The organism is Algoriphagus lutimaris, from assembly GCF_017051705.1.
GTDB classification, from domain to species: Bacteria; Bacteroidota; Bacteroidia; order Cytophagales; family Cyclobacteriaceae; genus Algoriphagus; species Algoriphagus lutimaris.
Map to the genome: position 1 here is coordinate 1,430,238 of NZ_JAFIDJ010000002.1, position 21,793 is coordinate 1,452,030.

Here is a 21,793-nt window from a genome sequence, read left to right on the forward strand (position 1 = left end):
ATCAGTAAACTCACTGAAAGAGATCAATTGGAACTGAGAAAAATCAATGAGTAATTTCATGGATCTCACTTGTAATCCCAAATCTCAGCCGCATCACTGTTTTTTACCACTAGTAGTTTTTTGTTCTCAAGAAGTCCAAAAGCACGGATATCCCCATCTATTTTAAGACCATGCTCTGCATTTTTCCAATATTCAAAGGTCCCATCTCCTTTGCCTAGTAAGACTTCACCATAGCTGGCGTCGTATTTTCCTACTTCCGGTTTTGCCTGGGATAGGTTTCCTCCCAAAATTAAATCCATATTTCCATCCTCATTCAAATCTAAAACTGCAATTGCAAAAACATAGGAACGTTGAGCCAGGATAGGAAATGGTTTCCAGGAGAAGTTTCCGTTTCCTTCATTCATAAGTACTCCGGATTCTAAGTTATTTACTTCATTAACGATGGACTGATTGACAATTTCAGAAGGGAAAATATCCGTTAACGTCTCATTATTGTAGTTACTGTAGCGAATGTATTTCTTTTTGACCGACGGAATTTGACGCTCTAGTTCATGTTTTAAAGTATACGGAATTTGAACTCCTCCCACTTCTTGTGTGAAAATTTGTTCGACAGATCCATTTTGATCAAAATCATTCAGAAACATTTTTACAGGGGCATCAGATGAGATTTTGAATCGTGAATTGAGCCCATTGTTACCCAGAATCAAATCTGGTAACCCGTCGTTATTCAAATCTGCTGCTTCCACTGCTCGATACCATCCTTTCAATGTTTCAAGTTCTGGCATTTCTATTTTTTCCAGCCTACCATTGATGTTTTTCAGGAAGATCGGAGCAGTCCATTCCCCCACTAAAACCAAATCCTCGTTTCCGTCCTGATCCCAATCGAGTACCGTCGCATCGGTAATCATTCCGAGATCATTGAGGATTGGAGCAAGGGTAGCCGATTTCTCTGTAAAATGACCTTTCCCGTCATTGACCCATAGTTGACTACTCGCAAAAGCCCCATAAGTGAAAGGGACCAGCCTTCCCCCTACAAATAGATCCATTGCTCCATCTTTGTTGATGTCGATTAGTTTGACTGTACTGCTACTCCCAAAAACCGTAGCGAATCCGGCCGATGAGTTCTTAGTGAAATTTCCTTTTCCATCATTGAGGTATAGCCGGTCTGCCAAATCAATCGATCCAAAACCTGATTCATTGCCTCCAGATGTCACCATCAAGTCCAAGTCACTATCCCCGTCTGCATCGAAAAATACCGCATCGGTATCCTCCGATAGTGTATCTTTAAGGAATGCATCTTGCGGACTTTCGTAGTATTTACCGGAAGAGGAGGCGAGAAAGAGTTTTGCGGAAAAGGTTTTAGCTCCGCCAAAAAAAAGATCCTCTAGCCCATCACCGTTTACATCGGCTTTCGCAAATGCCGGTCCTTCGGTGGAATACATGATATACGTCAGACGGTCCCGATCAAAGTCTACGAATGCATTTTCTTCATGGAGGAAGCTTAAACCTGGGTTTTCATTTTTGCTGAATTGTTGGTTATTGGGCTTTTCAAAGAAGGATTTTCCAGAGGGGATCTCACCCGCATCTTCCCAATTCAATACCAGCAACTGATCGGCAGCTTGATTTTTTAGTTCTGTGTATTTTCCGTCTGGCCAAAGAATTTCAATAGATTCAAGCTTTGCCAAAACCCCTAAGCCGATCGTGATTTTAGGGTCTACAGAAGATTGAAAACCTCGATTGGGCATTTGCTCAACATAGAATATTTTCCCTTCCGCTTCCAGACGAATTTGTGTTCCTATGGCATGGGAGTTTTTCCCTTTTCCCTGAAGTTGAATTTGAATAAAGTGATGAGTTGGATTGATGGATTTTCCCTGATTTTTGAAAATCTGGGAAGGTTGATTGACATTGTTTACCACCAAATCCAATGTACCATCATTGTTTAAGTCTCCGTATGCAGCACCATTCGAATGGATTGCTTTACCAAGCCCCCAATCCTCAGCTTTATTTTCAAATTTCAGTTCACCCAAATTGCGGAAGGCATAATTTGGTATGGGATTGATAGGAATTGGGTCGACTAATGCTTTAAAATTAACACCTTCCTGAGAAATGATTTGACTTTTGGTTTTATCGTCGTCAATGAAATTTAAATAATCTAGGTCGGTAATGTCCTGATAGATGCCATTCGCTACAAAAATATCTCTTAACCCATCATTGTCCATATCAAACATCAGTGCTCCCCAACTCCAATCTGTGGCTTCTACATTGCTGAGTCTACCTATTTCGCTGAATGTACCATCCCCATTGTTAAGGTGGAGCATATTGCGGGAAAGTTGATAGTGATACCCATAGGTCTTATTGAATTGGTATTTATCCCAATTCTCAAAAGTCGTGATTTGCTTTAGTCTGGTTTGTGATTCCGGAAGCATGTCAGTCACAAAAATATCCAAATGTCCATCTCCATTGATATCGGCTATATCTGCACCCATGGACGCTGCGCTGATGGACCTCATGGACTTTTCCAACGATTCGGTGAAGGTGCCATCCTGATTATTGATATAGAGGTAGTCCTTTTCGAAGAAATCATTGGAAATGAAAATATCGGGCCAAGTGTCTTGATTGACATCCCCGATGGTAATACCCAGACCAAAACCGATGACGGAGCCATAGATACCGGCTTCTTCGGATACGTCTTTGAATTTTCCTCCATCATTCCGATAGAGTTTATCTCCTCCGACATTGTCCCTTTTAATACGTTCGTTCTGCATTTTGTTGAATGAACCGATTGCCTGATAGGAGTTATTCAGCAAATAGACGTCCAGATCTCCATCTTTATCATAATCGAAAAATACTGCATGGGTGGAAAATCCTTGGTCAGCCAGTCCATAAGACTCGGCCATTTCTATAAAGGTTCCATCCCCCTGATTGATAAAAAGTTCATTTTGTTTGTTGTCTCCGGAAATGTCACCTGAGTTGCAAACATAGATATCCAGAAATCCATTCCCGTCTATATCAGCCATGGAGACTCCTGTGCTCCAGGCACGGGTTCCGGCCACACCAGCTTGCTCTGTGATGTCCTCAAATTTGAATTCTCCTTTATTGAGATAAAGTTTATTGGGGCCTAAGTTGGCAGTAAAATAAAGGTCAACCAGCCCATCGTTGTTGATATCTCCAATGGCCACTCCACCGCCGTTATAATAGTTCCGGTAGGTGAAAATATTGAAATCTTCACTAAAACTTAAGTCATTCCGGAAATCTACCCCTGAACTCGTCCTGTCAATTTCCTGAAAAAGGGTAGCTTGTTTTTCTGTTTCTTTCTTACAGGAAAAAAGCGAAACTACCAGAATAAGGCTTATAATTTGGTTCCTCATGAAATACTATTTTCCATTGTTTTTTTCTCTGAAGGCAGATTCGAATTCTCAACACTCACTTCAGAGAGGTGTTTTTTTGAATCCCACGGCATGTTGGCTACCTATCATTTTTTCAGGACTAACTGGTTTTCCATTCCTTTTTAGTCCAATAATAAGACCTTTTAAACCCTGTTTTTCATAATCAGATTGAAGTGTGAAATGGGGGAAATAAAAGGTGGAACTAATCTCGAAATTCAAAAACCAGTGGCTCATCATTATTTCGTAATACTACTAAATTTGGTTTGTTTTCAAGATTGATTTGAAGAAAATCCCGGATTTCACCAGGGACAAATAGACCGCTTTCTTCGGGGAATAGGGTTTTCCATTGATTTTTTCCATTTGGTTTCAACACCCAGCCATAGCTTCCCATTTGACTGCCCAATTCTGGCTTGATCCGACTTTGATTCCCTCCGAAAATCAACAATGGCTCTCCTGATTTTCCAGAAATTGTAGTGATGGAATAGACTGGAGCAGATTGAATTTCAGGAGGTAAATCAGTGATTTTGAAATTTCCTTTTCCGTCATTTAGCCATAGGCTAGTTTCAAGATTGCCTGCTGTTAAAATCAAGGAATTAGCCCAGACGGCTTCAGGGAAAAGATCTTCCAAAGATTTGTTTTCGTAGGATTTGTAGGTCAGTAATTGCTTTCGCAAAGAGGGGATTTGACGTAGTAAAGCAGGCTTGAGCACCCAAGGAATTGTTCTTTGATTTTCGAATTGGGAAAGAATTTGATCCAAGGTCCCATTTTGATCAAAGTCATTCAGGACCATTCTTAGCTGAGAGTTGCTATTGCTACGAAGTCGGGAGTTTAAGCCATGATTCCCAGCTAGAATATCGGGATGGCCATCCATATTGACATCTGAAACAAAAAGGCAATTCCAAAGACCACTTGAATTTTCAAAACCAAAATCGGCAGTTTTTTCAATTAATTTATTTCCCTCAAAACTAAATATCCGAATGGACATCCATTCACCGGCTATGATGATTTCAGGTTTTCCATCTCCATCCAAATCTCCCAAATCTGCGCTAGTCAGCATCCCAATTTTGGAAAGTTCAGGGTTTAGACTCTGAGAAATTTGCTTAAAACTTGCCATTCCGTCATTTTCCCATACCTGTAGGCCAGTTGGGATTCCATATGCAAATGGAATCGCCCGGCTACCGACGATCAAATCCAAATCTCCATCTTCGTCAAAGTCTAGAGAATGTAGAAAGGCGGTTGGGCTTGAAGAAAAATATTGAGATGACTTCTGGAAGTTTCCAGTTCCATCATTGAGGTAAAGTCGATCTGAATAAGCCGGCGAGTTATCACCAAACTCAATTCCCCCACTTCCTACAAGCAAATCCGGTTTTCCATCTCCGTTGGCATCAAAAAAATGAGCTGTGACATCTTCGGAAATCGCATCCGAACCAAAGAGTTCTTCTTGATGGGATATAAATCGACCTTTTGAATTTTGGATCAGCAAAACAGAGGTTTGTTCTTTCGCCCCTGGAATAAAAATGTCATCCAAACCATCTCCATTCACATCTGCTTTGGCAGCTTTTGGCCCCTCATTGCTGATCATCCAAAATCGTAAGCGATCACGATCAAAATCTATAAAGTTGCTTTCCTGATGCTGAAAGGGGATCTTTGTGTCTTTTTGAGTAAAAAGTGGGTCTGGATATTCTTCCAAATGAGGTTTGATATTGTCCTCCTTCTTTGGGCTAATTTTTAATGCCTGATTGACTTGAACGTCTCTATTAATTTGAGTTTTGCCGTCTGGCCAGAAAACTTGTAGCGAATCGAGTTTTCCAATAGCACCCAAACCAAAATGCATCCGAGGATCTACCGAGGACATGTACCCTTTCACAGGTTGATACTCTTGAATGAATCTCTGATCCGACGCGTAAGCAATTACTTTTGTTCCAAATTCCTGACCTAGTTCTATGCTCAGGTAGTTTCCGATTTTTTTATCCGAACTGGTATTCCTGTAAATGAAAGCCCGGTCATTTAAATTATTAATCACCAAATCTAGATCTCCGTCATTATCCAAATCCCCATAGGCTGATCCAGTACTGAAAGTAAGCTGATCTAAACCCAGACTTTGGGATAGATTTTCAAAGTTCCAATTGCCTTGGTTTTTAAATAGAAAGTTTTGCTGAGGATTTGAAGGAAATGCATCAATCATTTTGGTCAAAAGGATAGAGTCTTCCTGAAAACCTTGGACTTTTTCCTGATTATTGACATAGAAATCCACAAAATCAAAGTCAGTCAAATCTTTAACAATTCCATTGGTTACTAATATATCCTTCAGACCGTCATTGTCCATGTCGAAAATTAAGGCTCCCCAACTCCAGTCTGTCGCCTCTAATCCTGCCATCCGACTGACCTCAGCAAAAATGGGGGTTTGAGTTCCAGGCCTGAATCCCAGGTTTCTTTGAAGGGTGTTTCTGGTGAATTGTTGGTGGTACCCAGCCTTGATATTTGATTGAAATTTGTCCCAATCTTCAAAAGGGGTTTTAGTTTTGACACGTGAAAGCTCCTTTGGGAGCATTTCGGTAACAAAAATATCTGGCCTGGTATCATTGTCCAGATCAGCAATATCAGCCCCCATACTTCCCAAGCTTATCTCCGGAAGAAAGTCCGGTAGAACTTCAGAAAATGTCCCGTCCTGATTGTTCAGGTAGAGATAATCCCGTTCAAAAAAATCATTGGAAACGTATAAATCAGGCCAATTATCATCGTTTAGGTCAGCCACTGTGACTCCAAGACCATAGCCTATGTTACTTCCAAATATTCCTGCCGTTTCAGATACATCCGTGAAGATATCTCCATCGTTTCTGAACAACTTATTTCCTCCTTCTGGATCACGGATTTCACGCTGCCCAATCCTTAGATCATAAATCCCTATGGATCTTGCCGAATTACTAAGGAGGTACATGTCCAAATCTCCATCTTTGTCAAAATCAAAGAAAACAGCATGCTGGCTCAGTCCTTTTTCAGCAATTCCGTACTCTTTGGATTTTTCTGTAAAGGTGAGATTATTATTGTTGATAAAAAGTTCATTGTGGCGTTTATCTCCTCCTGGAGGTCCTGATTTACAAATGTATAGATCCAGTAAACCGTCACCATTCACATCGGCCATACTGACTCCAGTAGTCCAATAGCCAGTAGAGTTTAGTCCAGCTTCGTCGGTAATGTCTTTAAATTTCAGATTCCCAAGGTTTAGGTACAGTCTGTTTGAAGTTTGATTTCCGGCTAAGAAAATATCGATTAAACCATCATTATTAATATCGCCCAACGCTACTCCTGCTCCGTTGTAAAAATTACGAAAAGTGTAGGGATTTACTTTCTCGGTGTAAGTAAGATCATTTCTAAAAGATATACCTGTCTCTTTCTCTGGAAGGAGTTGGAAAAGTGGTTCATTACGTTTCTTTTCCTTTTGGCAAGAAAGGCAAGATATATACAGAAGAAATAGGAGGGCTTTTTGCTTCATTGACTATGTTTAGAAAGTGGGAAGTGAACAAAAGTACAAGTCCTTTTGAAAACATCTCAGATTCTATTGCTAACCTAAGTTTTGAATCAAGTTAGAAATTCACTTTTAATAAACTGGACTTATTTCCAAGATTGATTGCTTTAGTTTTTTATGAATCTACCGGTTTGTTTGATATGGCCAAAGCGAGAGTAATATTTTACTCGATATGAAAATTAGCAGAAGATGGTTTCCGGGTGTATAAAATCAACTTCTCTTCATTGGAAAAAGAAGAAGGGCTTTTTAAGTCGTCAATTCTTTTAAATCCAATTTCAGAATTATTTGTTTTGCCATTAAATAGTAGGGGTTTTCTGAGTTTTGTGATTTTGTTTTTTGAAGTTAGATCAGATATCAAAACATTTGGTTTAGTAAGAATATGAACATTTAAAGAATCAATTTCAGTTTTTAATTCTACTTGGTTTTCGTGAGCCCTAACTAATTTATTCCATATAGGAAAGCCAACTATTTTAAACTTATTTAGAAACGAAGTCAAGATTTTTAATTTTTTTTAAAAAGGCTGTGAAAGTTATTCCTATTGTTAATTAAATAATTTTATAATTATCTTTTGTTTTATTTTAAATATGCAGAATTATTTTTTAAAATTGCCTTCAGGCTTTTTAAGTAAAAATTGGATTTAAAAAAAAAATAAACCAATTTTTTTTTGAGAGCTGTTGGTATTTAACTCTGATAATCTTAGACGAGAAATAAAGTCGAAAAATTTCAAAGAGACTAAGGCATTGTGTTATAATATCTGATAATTAAGCGTGTTTGTTTTACCATGTAATTTGGAATATAAGCTTCTGAAGTAGATGTGTAACACAAGGATTAAGAATCACCAAAAATGCTATCAAACAATTAACCATAACCTAAAATCACATGAAAAAACAAGTAAAACTGGTTTTCATGTTATTCTTATGTTTTGCTTTTAGCATATGTCAGTTGACATTTGCGCAGCAAGCAAGGATAACAGGAAAAGTCACGGATGCGAGCACTGGGGAGGGAATTCCGGGTGTAAGTATTCTGATAAGTGGTACCACACGAGGGGTGGTGACTGATTTGGAGGGCAACTATTCTATCGAGGCCAGTCCAAGTGATATTTTACGAATCTCATTCATCGGTTATACAACCGTAGAAGAGGAGGTGGGGAACCGGACTGTCATCGATATTGCGCTAGCTGAAAACATTCAGGCGCTAACAGAAGTGGTAGTGGTAGGTTATGGTACTCAAGAAAAGAAAGAGATTACCAGTGCGGTAACTAGTGTCAAATCGGAGGATTTTAATCAGGGTACTGTTAATGACCCCGCACAATTACTTCAAGGAAAAGTTGCCGGTCTAAATATCGCGAGACCAGGGGGAAATCCCAACTCCGGTTTTAATGTGCGTTTGAGAGGAATCTCCTCAATTGGAGAAAATGCTTCACCACTTGTGGTTATTGATGGTGTTATTGGGGCCTCATTGAGTACGGTAGACCCAAATGATATTGAGTCCATGGACGTTTTGAAAGATGGATCTGCTGCAGCTATTTACGGTACTAGAGGATCAGCTGGTGTGATCTTAGTAACTACTAAAAAAGGTAGAAAAGGGAGATCTGTCGTTGAGTATAATGGTAGTTTTGCTATCGAAAATGTAGCTAGGACAATCAGTGTCATGAATGCGGAAGAGTACAAGGCGATACCAAACTCAAGAGATCTTGGAGGAAGTACCGATTGGTTTGATGAGGTGACAAATACAGGACTTAGTTATATAAACAACCTTTCACTTGGAGGAGGAAATGAAGGTACCAGCTACAGGGTTTCCATCAACTCCCGAAATGTAAACGGTGTCGGTATAAATTCTGGTTTTGACCAATTAAACGCCAGATTGAGTTTGACTCAGAGAGCATTAAAAGACAAGGCAACATTTACTGTAAATATTTCCAATACAATAATTGATAGAGAATTTGGAAACGAAAACTCTTTTAGGTATGCAATTATAAGTAATCCAACGCTACCGGTTTTTGATCCAAACCCTCAAAGCCCTGATTTTGGAGGCTATTCGGAGCGAGATATTTTTGATTGGTTTAATCCTGTTTCTATCGCGGAGCAAAACATTGCAGATGGTCGAGATAACAGACTATTAGCCAGCATCCGTGGAGAATATAATTTTACGAGCAAGTTTAGCGGTGCATTATTTTATTCCACTCAGAGAGAAACCGATTGGAGAGGGTCTTATTCCCCTAAGACTGCTAAATTCGGAGGTGGATTTGGTAGAAATGGTTTGGCCACTATTGTAAATAATGAGAGGCTAAATGATCTATTCGAAGCCACATTGAATTATTACGAAAACGTGAATAAACTTGGAATGGCTTTCTTGGCAGGATATTCTTACCAGGAATTCTTTAATCAGGGGGATTTTACTCAAGCGGGGAATTTCTTAACAGACGCATTTACTTATAATAATATCGGTGCGGCACTTGACTTCGCTAATGGATTGGCGACAGTTTCAAGTTATGCCAACTCAAACAAATTGGTGGCCTTCTTTGGACGGGCTAACTTCAATTATGATGATACCTACCTGCTATCTCTAAGTGCCAGATATGAAGGTTCCACTAGATTCGGAGCTAACAATAAATGGGGTTTGTTTCCAGCAGTTAGTGTGGGTGTAAACATCGCTAATTTGGTAGATCTTACAGGTGTAAGTTCGATGAAATTTAGGGCAAGTTATGGTAGAACAGGTACACAGCCGGGAGATTCTTATTTATCTCTGTTAAGATTTGGCCGTCAGGGTAACTTCTTCTATAATGGCCAATTCGTACCATCTTATGGACCGGTATCCAACGCCAACCCAGATTTGTCATGGGAGACAAAGGATGAATACAATGTAGGCTTGGACTTTGTGATTTTGAATAACAAGCTAGATGGTTCAATAGACTATTATACTAGGGTGACTACAGGTATGATCTTACCAATCAACGTACCCGTACCGCCAAATCTTTTTCCTACCACCCAATTAAACATTGGTGAAATGTCCAATTCAGGTTTGGAGGTTATGTTAAATTATAGAGCCATTCAAAATGCTGATTTCAGATGGACTACAGGAGTCAATTTCTCCACCTTAAAGACAAACCTTAGAAGCTTGTCTGCAGGAGATTTGAGTTTCGGAGAAGTTAATTATCGCTCGAATTTTGGATCACCAGGTCAAAACCTAACACAATTGATCCGAATCCAAGAAAATGGACCATTAGGTCAAATTTGGGGGCCAGTTCAAGTAGGTGTCAGCGATGATGGAAGTCCAATAATGAAGGTGATTGATGGTACAGCTGTAGATGAAGATGGGAACCCTGTTTATTGTAATTGTAATGATGACAGAACTCAATTAGGTACAGCTTATCCTACTTTGAATTTTGGTTTCAATAACTCGTTCAGTTACAAGAATTGGGATTTAAATTTCTTCTTTAGAGGATCATTTGGCCATTACTTGATCAACAGCTACAGAGGTTTCTATGAGAATACAGAAAGTACAACTGTTCAAAACTGGAATATTGTAAATACTAAATATTTTGATCCAAATATTACCAAAGCAGAATACAACAGCTCACATGTTGAAAAAGCTGATTTTGTGGTTTTGGACAATGCTACTCTCGGTTATAACTTTAAGTTGCAGCCAGGCAAAGCAGTAGGAAGGATTAGGGCTTATGTTTCGGTACAGAATCCCTTCATGTTTACCGGATATACTGGTGTAGACCCTGAGGTAAGATATGGAGATTCAGAGTCTAATAATGATCCACTTGCACCGGGTATTGAAAGAAGAGCAACTTATTTCACCACCACGATCACTACTCTAGGCCTAAATCTAAGTTTCTAAGCTATAAATAAGATATCATGAAAAAAATAATAAATATCCGATACTTCTTGATTGGCCTGGGAATGAGTTACTTCGCTTCATCATGCGTAGACTTAGAAGAAGAAGTTTATAGTGCAGTTACAGCTGATAACTTTTTCCAAACAAATGAAGAGTTTATTTCTGCACTTGGACAAGCATATACATCCCTAGGAGGGCTGGGTAACCACTCCGGACTTTGGTCCATCAACGAAATCGCCTCAGACGAAATTGTTGTTTCCCACAAAGGGGGGGACTGGTTTGACGGAGGTGTTCTTTTGCAATTGCACCAGCATGAATTCAAAAGTGATAATCCATTCTTTCAAAATTCATGGAATTTCCTTTTTGGAGGAATAAATACGTGTAATAGATTGATCTTTTCTTTTGAAACTCTGGATAATCCTAACTCTGAGGCATTTATCGCTGAGCTAAGGGCACTACGAGCACTTTATTATTACTGGGCTTTGGACGCTTTTGGAAATATTCCAATCGTAACAGATTTCAGTGATGTGGAGGCTCCTGACACCAAATCTAGGAAAGAGGTTTATGATTTTGTGTTGAGTGAACTCAATGAAATTATTCCCCTCTTGCCAGTAGCTAAAGATGGTACAACTTATGGGAGGATGACCAAATGGAGTGCATTGATGGTCAGAATGAAGCTCTACCTTAATGCAGAAGTATATACAGGTACTCCTCAATGGGCTTTAGCAGCAGCAGATGCCTCAGAAATTATAAATAGTGGTGTTTACAGCTTGATGCCATCTTATCAAAGTAATTTTGCAATCAACAACAGTCAATCCACGGAAAATATCTTCGTCTATCCTTATGATAAGGTATTTGCGGGTGGTTTTAACTGGGTAATGATGACACTGCATATTGTAAGCCAGTCTACCTTCAATCTTACCCAACAGCCATGGAATGGTTATCAGACAGTTGAAGAGTTTTATAACTCTTACGTAGATCAGGATCGAAATCCAGGTACTCAAGGTCCTGTGTGGAAGGGCTTGGCTTTAGAACAATCTACCGGAACAATCGATGGAAGATTAAGCAATTTCTTGGTAGGACCTCAATTCAGATCAGATGGAACAACATTGGAAGATCCAGGGGTTGAGCCTACGGACCCAACAGGAAGAAACGGTGATCCAAATGGTCCACCACTCACATTCATGCCTTACCTTAATGAGATTTCTCCGGGGGGGTTGCGTCAAGCAGGAGCCCGAATTGCGAAATACGAATTTGAAATGGGAGGGACTAATAACATGAGCAATGACTTCGTGATATTTAGGCTATCTGACGCCATTCTTTCACTTGCTGAAGCCAAGTTTAGAATGGGTGAAACTACAGAAGCATTGGCCTTGGTAAATCAAATTCGAGCCAGAGCAGGTAATCTTGACCCTTTTACTACACTTACCGAAGAAAATCTATTTGAGGAGAGAGGCAGGGAAATGTTTGTTGAAATGACTAGAAGACAGGATTTAATCCGATTCAAAAAGTATGGAGAAGCTTGGTGGCCTTTTGAAGGGATGAACAGACCTAAGCAAGTACACTCCCCAGGTAGCTACTTGGAATTATTCCCAATTCCACAGCCACAAATACTTGCGAATCCAAAATTACAACAAAATCCAGGGTACAATTAATAAGTATTCTACACAGATTAAAAAGCAGGCTGAGGTTTCAGCTTGCTTTTTTTTTAAGAGCATTTATACCAAGTTTGCTTTAAAAAAGATTGTATCCTAGATTCAAATTCATTTAATTTCTTCTTCCAGCAAATCAAACGCTTGGAGACAGTTCCAATAGTTGTTTATTACCGATTTATCTATGCCTAGATATTTAACCATATTATTTTCTTCATTAATTTTCATCATCCTCATTCAGGGTTGTGATTCTTCATTCTTTAATTCTTCTGAGGATGATATATCGGAAACCGATAGTTTGTTTTTAGGATTTTATTTAGGAATGCCCCAAAAAGACTTTTTTGATCTCTGTACTGAGTTGAACAAACAGCAAAAAATCACCCAAGGCCCAGGGGGATCTACCAATGTAGAGTATAGAATTGTGGACGAATATGACAGTGAAATCAGTATGCGGTTCTTCCCTACTTTCATTGACGAAAAAGTATTTGAAATGCCTGTCATCTATTCCTATGTAGCCTGGGCACCTTGGAACAAACAGTATTGGGCTGAGAACCTCCTTCCTAAAGTCTTGGAAAAATACAAAATGACCTACGGTGATGATTTTCAATTAATCAATCATCCTACACAAGGGAAAGTTTATTATAAAATTGATGGTAAAAGAAGAATTAACTTGTTTGTCAAGGATGAACAGTTTGTTCAAGCTGTTTTCACTGATTTAAAGGTAGAGAAAAGACTTAATGAGGAATTTGAAAATAGCCAGTCCCAAGAACAAATTCCATCGAACTAAGCCAATAATAGCTCAAATTGTGAAACATCTATCTGTAGATTGTCCTATGTAGAGAAAATTTAGCTAGGGCATTCCAAGTGGTTGATGAAACAAATTATAATCCATGAAAAATGCCTGTTTTCATTTTTTGATCTTTACGCTGATTATTCTGACTTCATGTTTACAAAAACCTGATTTACAGGAACAGGAATCACTTTTTGAAAGTCTTCCTCCTCAAAAAACAGGCGTTGATTTTATCAATACACTGATTGAAACGGAGCAGTTTAATATTATTGAATACTTGTACTTTTATAATGGAGGTGGGGTAGCTGCTGGAGATATCAATAATGACGGACTCATTGATCTCTATTTTTCTTCTAATCAGGGGCCTAATAAACTTTATTTGAATAAAGGGGGGATAGTTTATGAAGATATCACCATGCAGGCAGGACTGGCATCTGAGGGACCTTGGAAAACAGGGGTTACAATGGCCGATATCAACGGAGATGGACTACTGGATATTTACGTCTGTAGGCTAGGGAATTGGAAAACAGTGGTAGGGCGAAATGAATTATATATCAACAACGGTGACTTGACTTTTACAGAGAGTGCTGAAGAATATGGTTTGGCTTTCCAAGGTTTTAGCACACAAGCCGCATTTTTTGATTTTGATAAGGATGGTGATTTGGATATGTATTTGCTCAACCATGCTGTACACACGGAAAGAAGTTATGGAGGGGCTGAATCTAGGTATTTTGATGATGGGTTGGCTGGGGATAGACTTTATCGAAACAACTTAGAGAGTGGAGAAAAGAAGTTTACAGGAATCACACCGCAAGCAGGAATTTTCTCCAGCAAGATCGGGTATGGTTTGGGAATCGGAGTTTCGGATATCAATAATGATGGATGGCCTGATATCTATGTTTCAAATGATTTTAATGAGAATGATTACTTATATATCAACCAGAAGGATGGGACATTCAAAGAACAAATATCTTCTGGCGTCAATTACAGTAGTAGATTCTCGATGGGCAGTGATTTTTCTGATTTTAATAATGATGGGTGGATTGACTTTATCACCATGGACATGTTGCCCAAGGATGAAATCATTCAAAAAATGTCAGCTGGAGAAGATAGTGAAGAAGTATACCAACTCAAATTGGGGTTTGGATTTGAAAGACAAGTTTCTAGAAATAGTCTTCAACTAAATAATACCAATGGTACGTTTTCGGAAATCGGGCAATATTCCGGTGTCTACGCTACAGATTGGAGTTGGGCAGCATTGTTTGGTGATTTTGATAATGATGGCTGGAAAGATTTATTTGTCACCAATGGAATCGTTCGAAGACCCAATGACTTGGATTATATCAATTTTGTCACCAATCCTGAAATAGAAGATGGCTTGCAAAATAAGCCGGATATCAGTGATCTTGACCTAGCTGAAAAAATGCCTCCCGGAGATGTCGCAAATTTCATTTTTAAAAATAATGGGGATCTGACGTTTAGGGATGCTTCCCAAGAGTGGGGTGTTTTCGGGAATGGCATTTCAAATGGAGCAGTATATGCAGACTTAGATAATGACGGGGACTTGGATTTGGTAATTAACAATATCAACCAACCAGCTGGAATTTATGAAAATAGATTAGGGCAGTTTTCTGACAGTAGCAAAACTGTAAATTATCTAAAGTTGAGATTTGATGGTCTTAGTTTAAACCAATTTGGTATTGGAGCTAGAGTAGAGTTGTATTATAATGAACAGATCCAAGTTCAGGAAAATTTTACCAGCAGAGGATTCCAGTCCTCCATCGCCCCAGAAGTTCATTTTGGTTTGGGTGACGTCCAGTATCTGGATTCTCTAAAAGTGACTTGGTCGAGCGGAAAATCAGAAACACTGAAGAATGTCAAAGCCAATTCCACTCTTGTTTTGGATGAATCAAATGCGAACTTTAAATCCCAACCGGCTACAGATTCAAAAGAGTCAGTGTTGAGTGTTTTGGATAAAGAGTTTACAGGTCTTGATTTTCAACACATTGAAAATGAGTTTAATGATTTTAATACGGAGCCTCTGATGCCACATAAATTGTCACAGGAAGGACCTGCTTTGGCTGTAGGAGATTTAAATGGAGATGGTAGGGAAGATATTTTTATTGGCGGAGCCTCTGGGCAGTCTGGATCGGTATTTATTCAAATCAAAGAAGGTCGATTTTATCAATTAGATCAGCCCTTATTGGAGGAAGATTCTGAATTGGAAGATGTAAGTGCCGTTTTTTTTGACAGTAATGGAGATGGTTTTTTGGATTTATTGGTAGGTAGAGGAGGGAACATCCAACTCCCTAATGATAAGGGCGAATCTACACGGATATACCTAAATGATGGAAAGGGAATGTTTTATCAAACAGTAAAATTATCCTTGGAACCCAATTCCCAGGTCTCGGTTGTGGAAGCAGCGGACTTTAATGGGGACGGAATGATAGATTTGATGATTGGAAGTAGAAATGTGGTAGGGAAATATGGATATAGTCCCAAGAGTTATTTACTCCAAAATCAAGGAAGAAATAACTATGTAAACCGAACGAAGGAATTTGCTCCAGATTTGGAATTGATAGGGATGGTAAAGGATGCAGTATGGCGAGATTTAGACCTGGATGGGAACCTAGATTTGATTGTGGTGGGAGAATGGATTCCAATTACCATCTTCATGAATCGGGAGGGGAAGTTGACTAATGAATCCAATTCATTTGGTTTGGAAAAATCAAAAGGCTGGTGGAACTCCATTGCTGCTGAAGACTTAAACGGAGATGGATATCCCGATTTGGTAGTAGGAAATTTGGGTTTGAATAGCCGGTTGAAAGCATCCAAAGAGCAGCCCGTAAAAATGATTGTCAATGATTTTGACCAAAATGGGACTTCAGAACAGATTATTTCTTATCCAGTTGAAGGGGAATATTATACGGTAGCTTCTAAAGACGAACTTGTAAAACAAATGCCAATCCTCAAAAAGAAGTTTTTACGCTACCGGGATTTTGCAGGAAAGAGTGTGGAGGAATTGCTGACTTATTTAAATACAAAGGACGCAGAGTACCTTGAAGCCCAACTGTTTGAATCCGTAGTATTGATAAATCAAAATGGACTAAATTTCCGTTTGCAGAAATTGCCTGCAGAGGCTCAATTTGCTCCTATTGAGGCGATTGAAGTGGTTGATTTGAATCAGGACGGGTATCAGGATTTGATATTAGGCGGGAACAAAACTGGTGCATCTCCTTATTATGGGGCCTATCAGGGGAGTTGGGGTCAGATTTTATTAGGAGATTCTCTTGGGAATTTCAGGACTGATACTCAAAATCGGCTCAAAATCCGTGGTGATGTAAGAGGGATCAAGAAGGTTTCTGTCAATTCACTCACTTGGTTGATTTATGCAAAAAATGACGATTCCCTTGAGGCAGTTCAGATCGATGAAGCAAAACCTATTAAGTAGTTTTTTTGGTAATAAAGAGAATTAACACGCCTATTCGTTTAAAGGAAAAGGCAATTTACATAGGGAGTTCAATGAACTTTGTTTTAAGCCGAAATCAAGAAGTTGGGGCCTTTTTACATGCTAAGTGTGGCTATAACACCAAAGAAAGCTAGTTTTTGATCTAGGAACAGTTATTTCGAAAAGCTGAATATTCACATTGATTTTTTTTGATACTAGCGAGGTAGCCACATAAAAGGGTGGCAATGATTAAAAGCGTATAATTCTTAAATCATATTAATAGGTTGTTTTAACTATTGATAATCAGGTATATTTAATACCATAATATCATTTATGCGATCCGACTTTAAAATTTTTATTCAATCCTTTTTTTTATTACTGTTTTCTGTAGTTGTAGGAAGTTCTGTTTTGGCTCAAGGTATAAGGGGCAAAGTCGTTTCTTCTGAAGGGGAACTCTTGCCTTATGCTTCCGTGTACATTCGAAATTTGGGAGACGGAGTTCCTACCAATCAAGATGGGAGGTATGAATATAAATTGGACCCGGGGGTTTATGATGTTCTGATTCAATTCTTAGGTTATAAGTCCCAGTTGAAAACAGTAGAGGTTGGAGAGGAATGGGTAGACATGGATTTTGAAATGGAACCACAAGTCTACACCCTAAGCGAAGTGGAGGTTAGAGCGGGGCAGGAAGATCCAGCATTGACCATTATGAGGAAGGCGATTTCCAAAGCAAAATTTCATCGTTTACAACTGCAGCAATATAGCATGACTGTCTACCTGAAAGGGACGGGTCAGCTAACAGATGCTCCCTTTTTCCTGAAGAAGACATTGGAAAAAGAAGGGCTTAAACTGAATGAGGCATATACCAGTGAATCAGTTTCAAGAATTACCTTCACCCAGCCAAATAAAGTGGAGGAAAAAGTGATTTCCATTAGAACGAACGGGGATAATCAATCAACCTCCCCCGCACCATACATTCAAACAAGTTTCTACCAAGAGAAAATTAATGATATTATTTCCCCCTTGTCAAGGTCCGCATTCACCTATTATCGATTTACCTATGAAGGAAGTTTTTTTGATCAGGAGGTAATGGTGAATAAAATCAAAGTTACACCGAGGTCAAGGGGAGAACGGGTATTTGAGGGGTACATTTATATCATTGAGGACCTTTGGGCCATCCATTCACTCAATTTAAAAACATCTCTTTTGGGGTTTGATATCCAAGCCACTCAGCAATATGCTCCGGTGGCAGAAAACGTTTGGATGCCTTTAACACATACTTATCGATTTGGGGGGAAGTTTTTTGGTTTTGAGGGTGAATTCAAGTACCTGGCATCAACTAGGGAGTATGAAGTCACCTTAAATCCTGATCTAGCTTATGTCCCTGAGATTATAGATGAAAAAGTACAAGAAGTAACCGAAGATGTAGCTGACTTTAAAAAAACTGAGTCTGCATTGGAACAACTTGCAAAAGAACAGCCCACCACGCGAAAAGAATATAGGAAACTGATCAATGAATATGAAAAGGAGGCGCTCAAAGAAAGAGAGGAGCCTGAGGTGATCAGTGAAAGTTATTACAGTATTGACTCCCTTGCTAAAAAACGTGCTTTATCTTATTGGGATAGCATCAGGCCAGTTCCTTTGACTGAGGAGGAAATTGAAGGGTATAGAAGGGATGATAGCCTAGCTGTCATTGAGGCTGCAAAAGTCAGCGAAGTGGATTCGGTGGCAAAAAAAGCGAGGAGGAAGTATAAACCTCTGGATTTTATGAATGGAGCTTCTTATAGTTTTGGAAAAGGAGTTTCTATCGGATTTAAGCAGAATTGGACTAAGATTTCATTTAATACGGTGGAAGGATTTAAGTTTGGTATGGGAATGTTTTACCGAAAGTACCAAGAGGAGAAGCTAGCTGATTCGGTCAATCGAATTCGAAAAAGCTTCAATATTGAGCCGGAGTTACGATATGGTATTTCAAGTAACCGATTTTATGGAAAAGTGGACTTTAGATGGTCCACCACAAAACCTCTTTCAGGAACTACTTTTGGGATAGAAGGCGGGAGGTATATTTATCAGTTCAATGGAGGTGAGCCTATTAATGAGCAAGTGAATGCATTCTATTCACTCTTATTTCGTCAGAACTACATGAAGCTCTACGAGCAGGATTTTGTTCGGGCGTATTGGGCTCATCGAGTGAATTATGAATTTACTTATAGAGCTAACCTATCCTATGCTGAAAGGGGAGAGCTTTTTAACCACTCCAATTATAGCTGGTATAACAAAGAGGGGAGAACCTACACCACCAATCGACCAGAAAATGTTGAGGTGAATGAAATGGCATTTGCTGATCATGAATTATTGAAATTTAATACATCCATTTCCTGGAGACCTGGAGTAAAATATGGCATTCGAAATGGTCGTAAATATCCCATTACCAATCGATCTCCTTTGATCAATTTTAATTATACAAAGGCCTTAGGAGGGTTACTAAATTCTGAAACTGCTGCTGATTTTGATCATTTGGAGATAGGGGTAGAGCACTTTTTTGAATTTGGGGTAAGTGGGAAATTGGACTTCAATGTTTCTGCAGGGACTTTCTTGAGTAACAAGCAAGTCTATTTTCAAGACTACCAACATTTTGGAGGTAACAGGACCATATTTTCGAATTTTGGACCCGCTTCAAACTACCGCTTTATGGATTACTACAAGTACAGCACCAATACCTCTTATGTTTCTGGGATTTTTCATTATCAATTCCGAAAATTTTTGTTGACCCAATTGCCTATGCTTCGGTTTTCAGGGGTGAGAGAAAACCTGTTTTTCAATTATTTAAAAACTGAAAATTCTCCTAGTTATTGGGAAGCAGGATACTCTTTGGATAATTTATTCAGGATTTTCAGATTGGAAATGGGGGCCGGGTTCGAGAATGGAAATTACTTAAGGGGAGGAGTACGATTTGGCATTGCCACCTTTATCCAAGTGAATTAATAGAAATTAAATAGGTTCCTTCGTTTCTGACTGGAGTAGACTTGGTCCATTCCCTGAAGCTGGAATTGCAGCTCTAAGTTAAGATAGGCTATTTAATGCCTCAAACGATGACATTGCCGTATTTGATAGAATTGCCTTAGCAAAAAAAAACGCTCTGAAATCATTTTCAGAGCGTTTTTTTTTAATGTTTATGAAAGATCAAACTTTCATAATATCTGCTTCTTTCTTCACAAGCAGTTCATCAATTTTCGCAGCATATTGGTCTGTCAGCTTCTGAACTACATCTTCAGCTCTTTTGATTTCATCTTCAGAAGCTCCATCCTTTTGAAGTTTTTTCAAAGAATCATTGGTGTCTTTTCTGACTGTTCTAATGGAAATCTTACCATTTTCACATTCGTTTTTAGCCTGTTTTACCAGGTTGATTCTTCTTTCTTCTGTCAGTGCGGGAATGGTCAGAATAACGATCTCTCCGTTGTTTTGAGGAGCAAGTCCCAAGTCTGAGTTGATGATTGCTTTTTCTATTTCTCCGATTAGATTCTTCTCCCATGGTTTAATGCTGAGTGTTCTTGCATCGGGAGTGTTGATCGAAGCAACTTGTGATAATGGTGTAGGCGCTCCATAATATTGGACCATAATTCCGTCCAAGATATTAGGCATTGCTTTTCCAGCTCTAATTTTTAATAATTCTGAAGCAGTATGGTCAACTGCTTTTTGCATCAATTCTTTTGCTTCGTCTAAGAATAAATCAATTTCTTCCATAATCTTAAGCTTAAAGGGTTGTGATCAATGTTCCAACTTCTTCACCTTCTACTAGTTTACTCAGATTACCTGCCTTATTCATATCAAATACAATAATAGGAAGGTTGTTTTCCTGGCAAAGTGTGAAAGCAGTCATATCCATGACATTCAAATTCTTTTCATACACTTCGTGGAATGAAATAGTTTTGTACTTGGTTGCAGTAGCATCTTTTTCAGGATCAGCAGTATAAACTCCGTCCACTCTTGTTCCCTTTAAGACCACATCTGCCTCTACTTCAATCGCTCTTAAACTAGCTGTGGAGTCTGTCGTAAAGTAAGGATTACCAATTCCAGCTCCAAAAATCACAATTCGTCCTTTTTCAAGGTGACGGATTGCTCTTCTTCTAATGAATGGTTCGCAAACGCTTTCAATTTTTATCCCGGACATTAATCTAGTGAAGAGACCAGCTTTTTCCAGAGCACTTTGAAGTGCCATGGCATTGATCAAGGTGGCCAGCATTCCCATGTAATCACCTTGGACCCGGTCGATACCCGATTGAGCAGCCTGAACTCCTCTAAAGATGTTGCCTCCACCAATAACGATCGCAATTTCTACCCCCATGTCTTTGACTTTCATGATCTCTTGGGTGTATTGCTGAAGTCTAACAGGGTCGATGCCGTAACTCTTATCGCCCATTAGTGCTTCTCCGCTTAGTTTGAGCAGTATTCTTTTGTATTTCATAGGTGGATTTATTTGCAAAGGAGTTGCTGAATAAAATATTATTAGATTAAATAATCCGACAAATATAATTCCTTCATCTCATTATGCTAGGGCAAATGTCATTTTTGACTTCGCCTTATTCCATTTTTGATCAAAATTGAATTAGGACTTGGTTTTTTTCAACACTTTGTTTCAGGTTAACTTTGACAGATTTAATGACCCCGTCCCCAGGTGCTTTGATAATATTTTCCATTTTCATTGCTTCTAAAATTAAAACTACATCTCCTTTTTTTACTTCATCTCCAGGCTTTACTTTCAATTCCAGGATTAATCCAGGCATCGGAGCTTTGATGTCCTTAGCTGCCCCAGAATTCAGGTTGTTCATACCCATTTTCTCAAGCAATAGATCAAACCTGTCCTTGATTTGTAGTGTAGCTGTTTTACCTTTTAAACGAATTTGAAGTGTTTTCGTCTCCTTGTCCATAGAAACTAATTCAGCCTCTATGGATTGGTGTTTATGTATAAGATGTATTTTCCTATCGGATACCCATTGCAAATCCCAATTCAAGGATTTGTCATTTACGAAGGTCGATTCATCGGTTTTTTCTACCGAATAGGTCTCATTTTGGATAGTTACTGAAAACATTCCTGTTAATTTGGAGCTTGAAATTATTAAATCCGAACAAAAAACGGTCTTTCTTTTT

The 21,793-nt window shown here is 38.9% G+C and carries 10 protein-coding genes; 5 read left to right on the forward strand and 5 right to left on the reverse strand.

The window, feature by feature from the left end:
- Positions 1-65 precede the first annotated feature (65 nt).
- Entirely contained in the window at positions 66-3,368 is a 3,303-nt protein-coding gene (locus JYB62_RS16770; protein WP_205646544.1) for a VCBS repeat-containing protein, read from the reverse strand.
- Between the two features lie 220 nt (positions 3,369-3,588).
- A complete protein-coding gene (locus tag JYB62_RS16775; RefSeq protein ID WP_205646545.1) occupies positions 3,589-6,879 on the reverse strand; it encodes a VCBS repeat-containing protein in 3,291 nt (1,096 codons plus the stop codon).
- A 912-nt stretch (positions 6,880-7,791) separates the two neighbouring features.
- On the opposite strand from JYB62_RS16775, the gene JYB62_RS16780 reads away from it, so the two are divergent.
- The 5 genes from JYB62_RS16780 (at position 7,792) to JYB62_RS16800 (ending at position 19,630) form a co-directional block, all read left to right on the forward strand.
- Entirely contained in the window at positions 7,792-10,758 is a 2,967-nt protein-coding gene (locus tag JYB62_RS16780; protein ID WP_205646546.1) for a SusC/RagA family TonB-linked outer membrane protein, read from the forward strand.
- Positions 10,759-10,775: 17 nt separating this feature from the next.
- Positions 10,776-12,410 carry a RagB/SusD family nutrient uptake outer membrane protein gene (locus JYB62_RS16785; protein WP_205646547.1) on the forward strand — a complete coding sequence of 545 codons (1,635 nt, stop codon included), beginning with the start codon at positions 10,776-10,778 and terminating at the stop codon, positions 12,408-12,410.
- A gap of 181 nt (positions 12,411-12,591) precedes the next feature.
- Entirely contained in the window at positions 12,592-13,194 is a 603-nt protein-coding gene (locus JYB62_RS16790) for a hypothetical protein (protein WP_205646548.1), read from the forward strand.
- Between the two features lie 103 nt (positions 13,195-13,297).
- Positions 13,298-16,648 (forward strand): FG-GAP-like repeat-containing protein, encoded by a 3,351-nt coding sequence (locus JYB62_RS16795; protein WP_205646549.1) that lies wholly within the window; start codon positions 13,298-13,300, stop codon positions 16,646-16,648.
- A 330-nt stretch (positions 16,649-16,978) separates the two neighbouring features.
- Entirely contained in the window at positions 16,979-19,630 is a 2,652-nt protein-coding gene (locus tag JYB62_RS16800; protein ID WP_205646550.1) for a DUF5686 and carboxypeptidase regulatory-like domain-containing protein, read from the forward strand.
- 198 nt (positions 19,631-19,828) lie between these two features.
- Here JYB62_RS16800 and frr read toward each other — a convergent pair whose 3' ends face one another.
- From frr to JYB62_RS16815, 3 genes are all read right to left on the reverse strand, one after another.
- Positions 19,829-20,389 carry a ribosome recycling factor gene (gene frr / locus JYB62_RS16805; RefSeq protein WP_205646551.1) on the reverse strand — a complete coding sequence of 187 codons (561 nt, stop codon included), beginning with the start codon at positions 20,387-20,389 and terminating at the stop codon, positions 19,829-19,831.
- A 10-nt stretch (positions 20,390-20,399) separates the two neighbouring features.
- Positions 20,400-21,110: a UMP kinase gene (pyrH, locus tag JYB62_RS16810; RefSeq protein ID WP_205646552.1), complete on the reverse strand. Its 711-nt coding sequence runs from the start codon at positions 21,108-21,110 to the stop codon at positions 20,400-20,402.
- A 130-nt stretch (positions 21,111-21,240) separates the two neighbouring features.
- Complete coding sequence (locus JYB62_RS16815; protein WP_205646553.1) at positions 21,241-21,735, reverse strand: acetyl-CoA carboxylase biotin carboxyl carrier protein subunit; 495 nt, start codon at positions 21,733-21,735, stop codon at positions 21,241-21,243.
- Between the last annotated feature and the right edge of the window lie 58 nt (positions 21,736-21,793).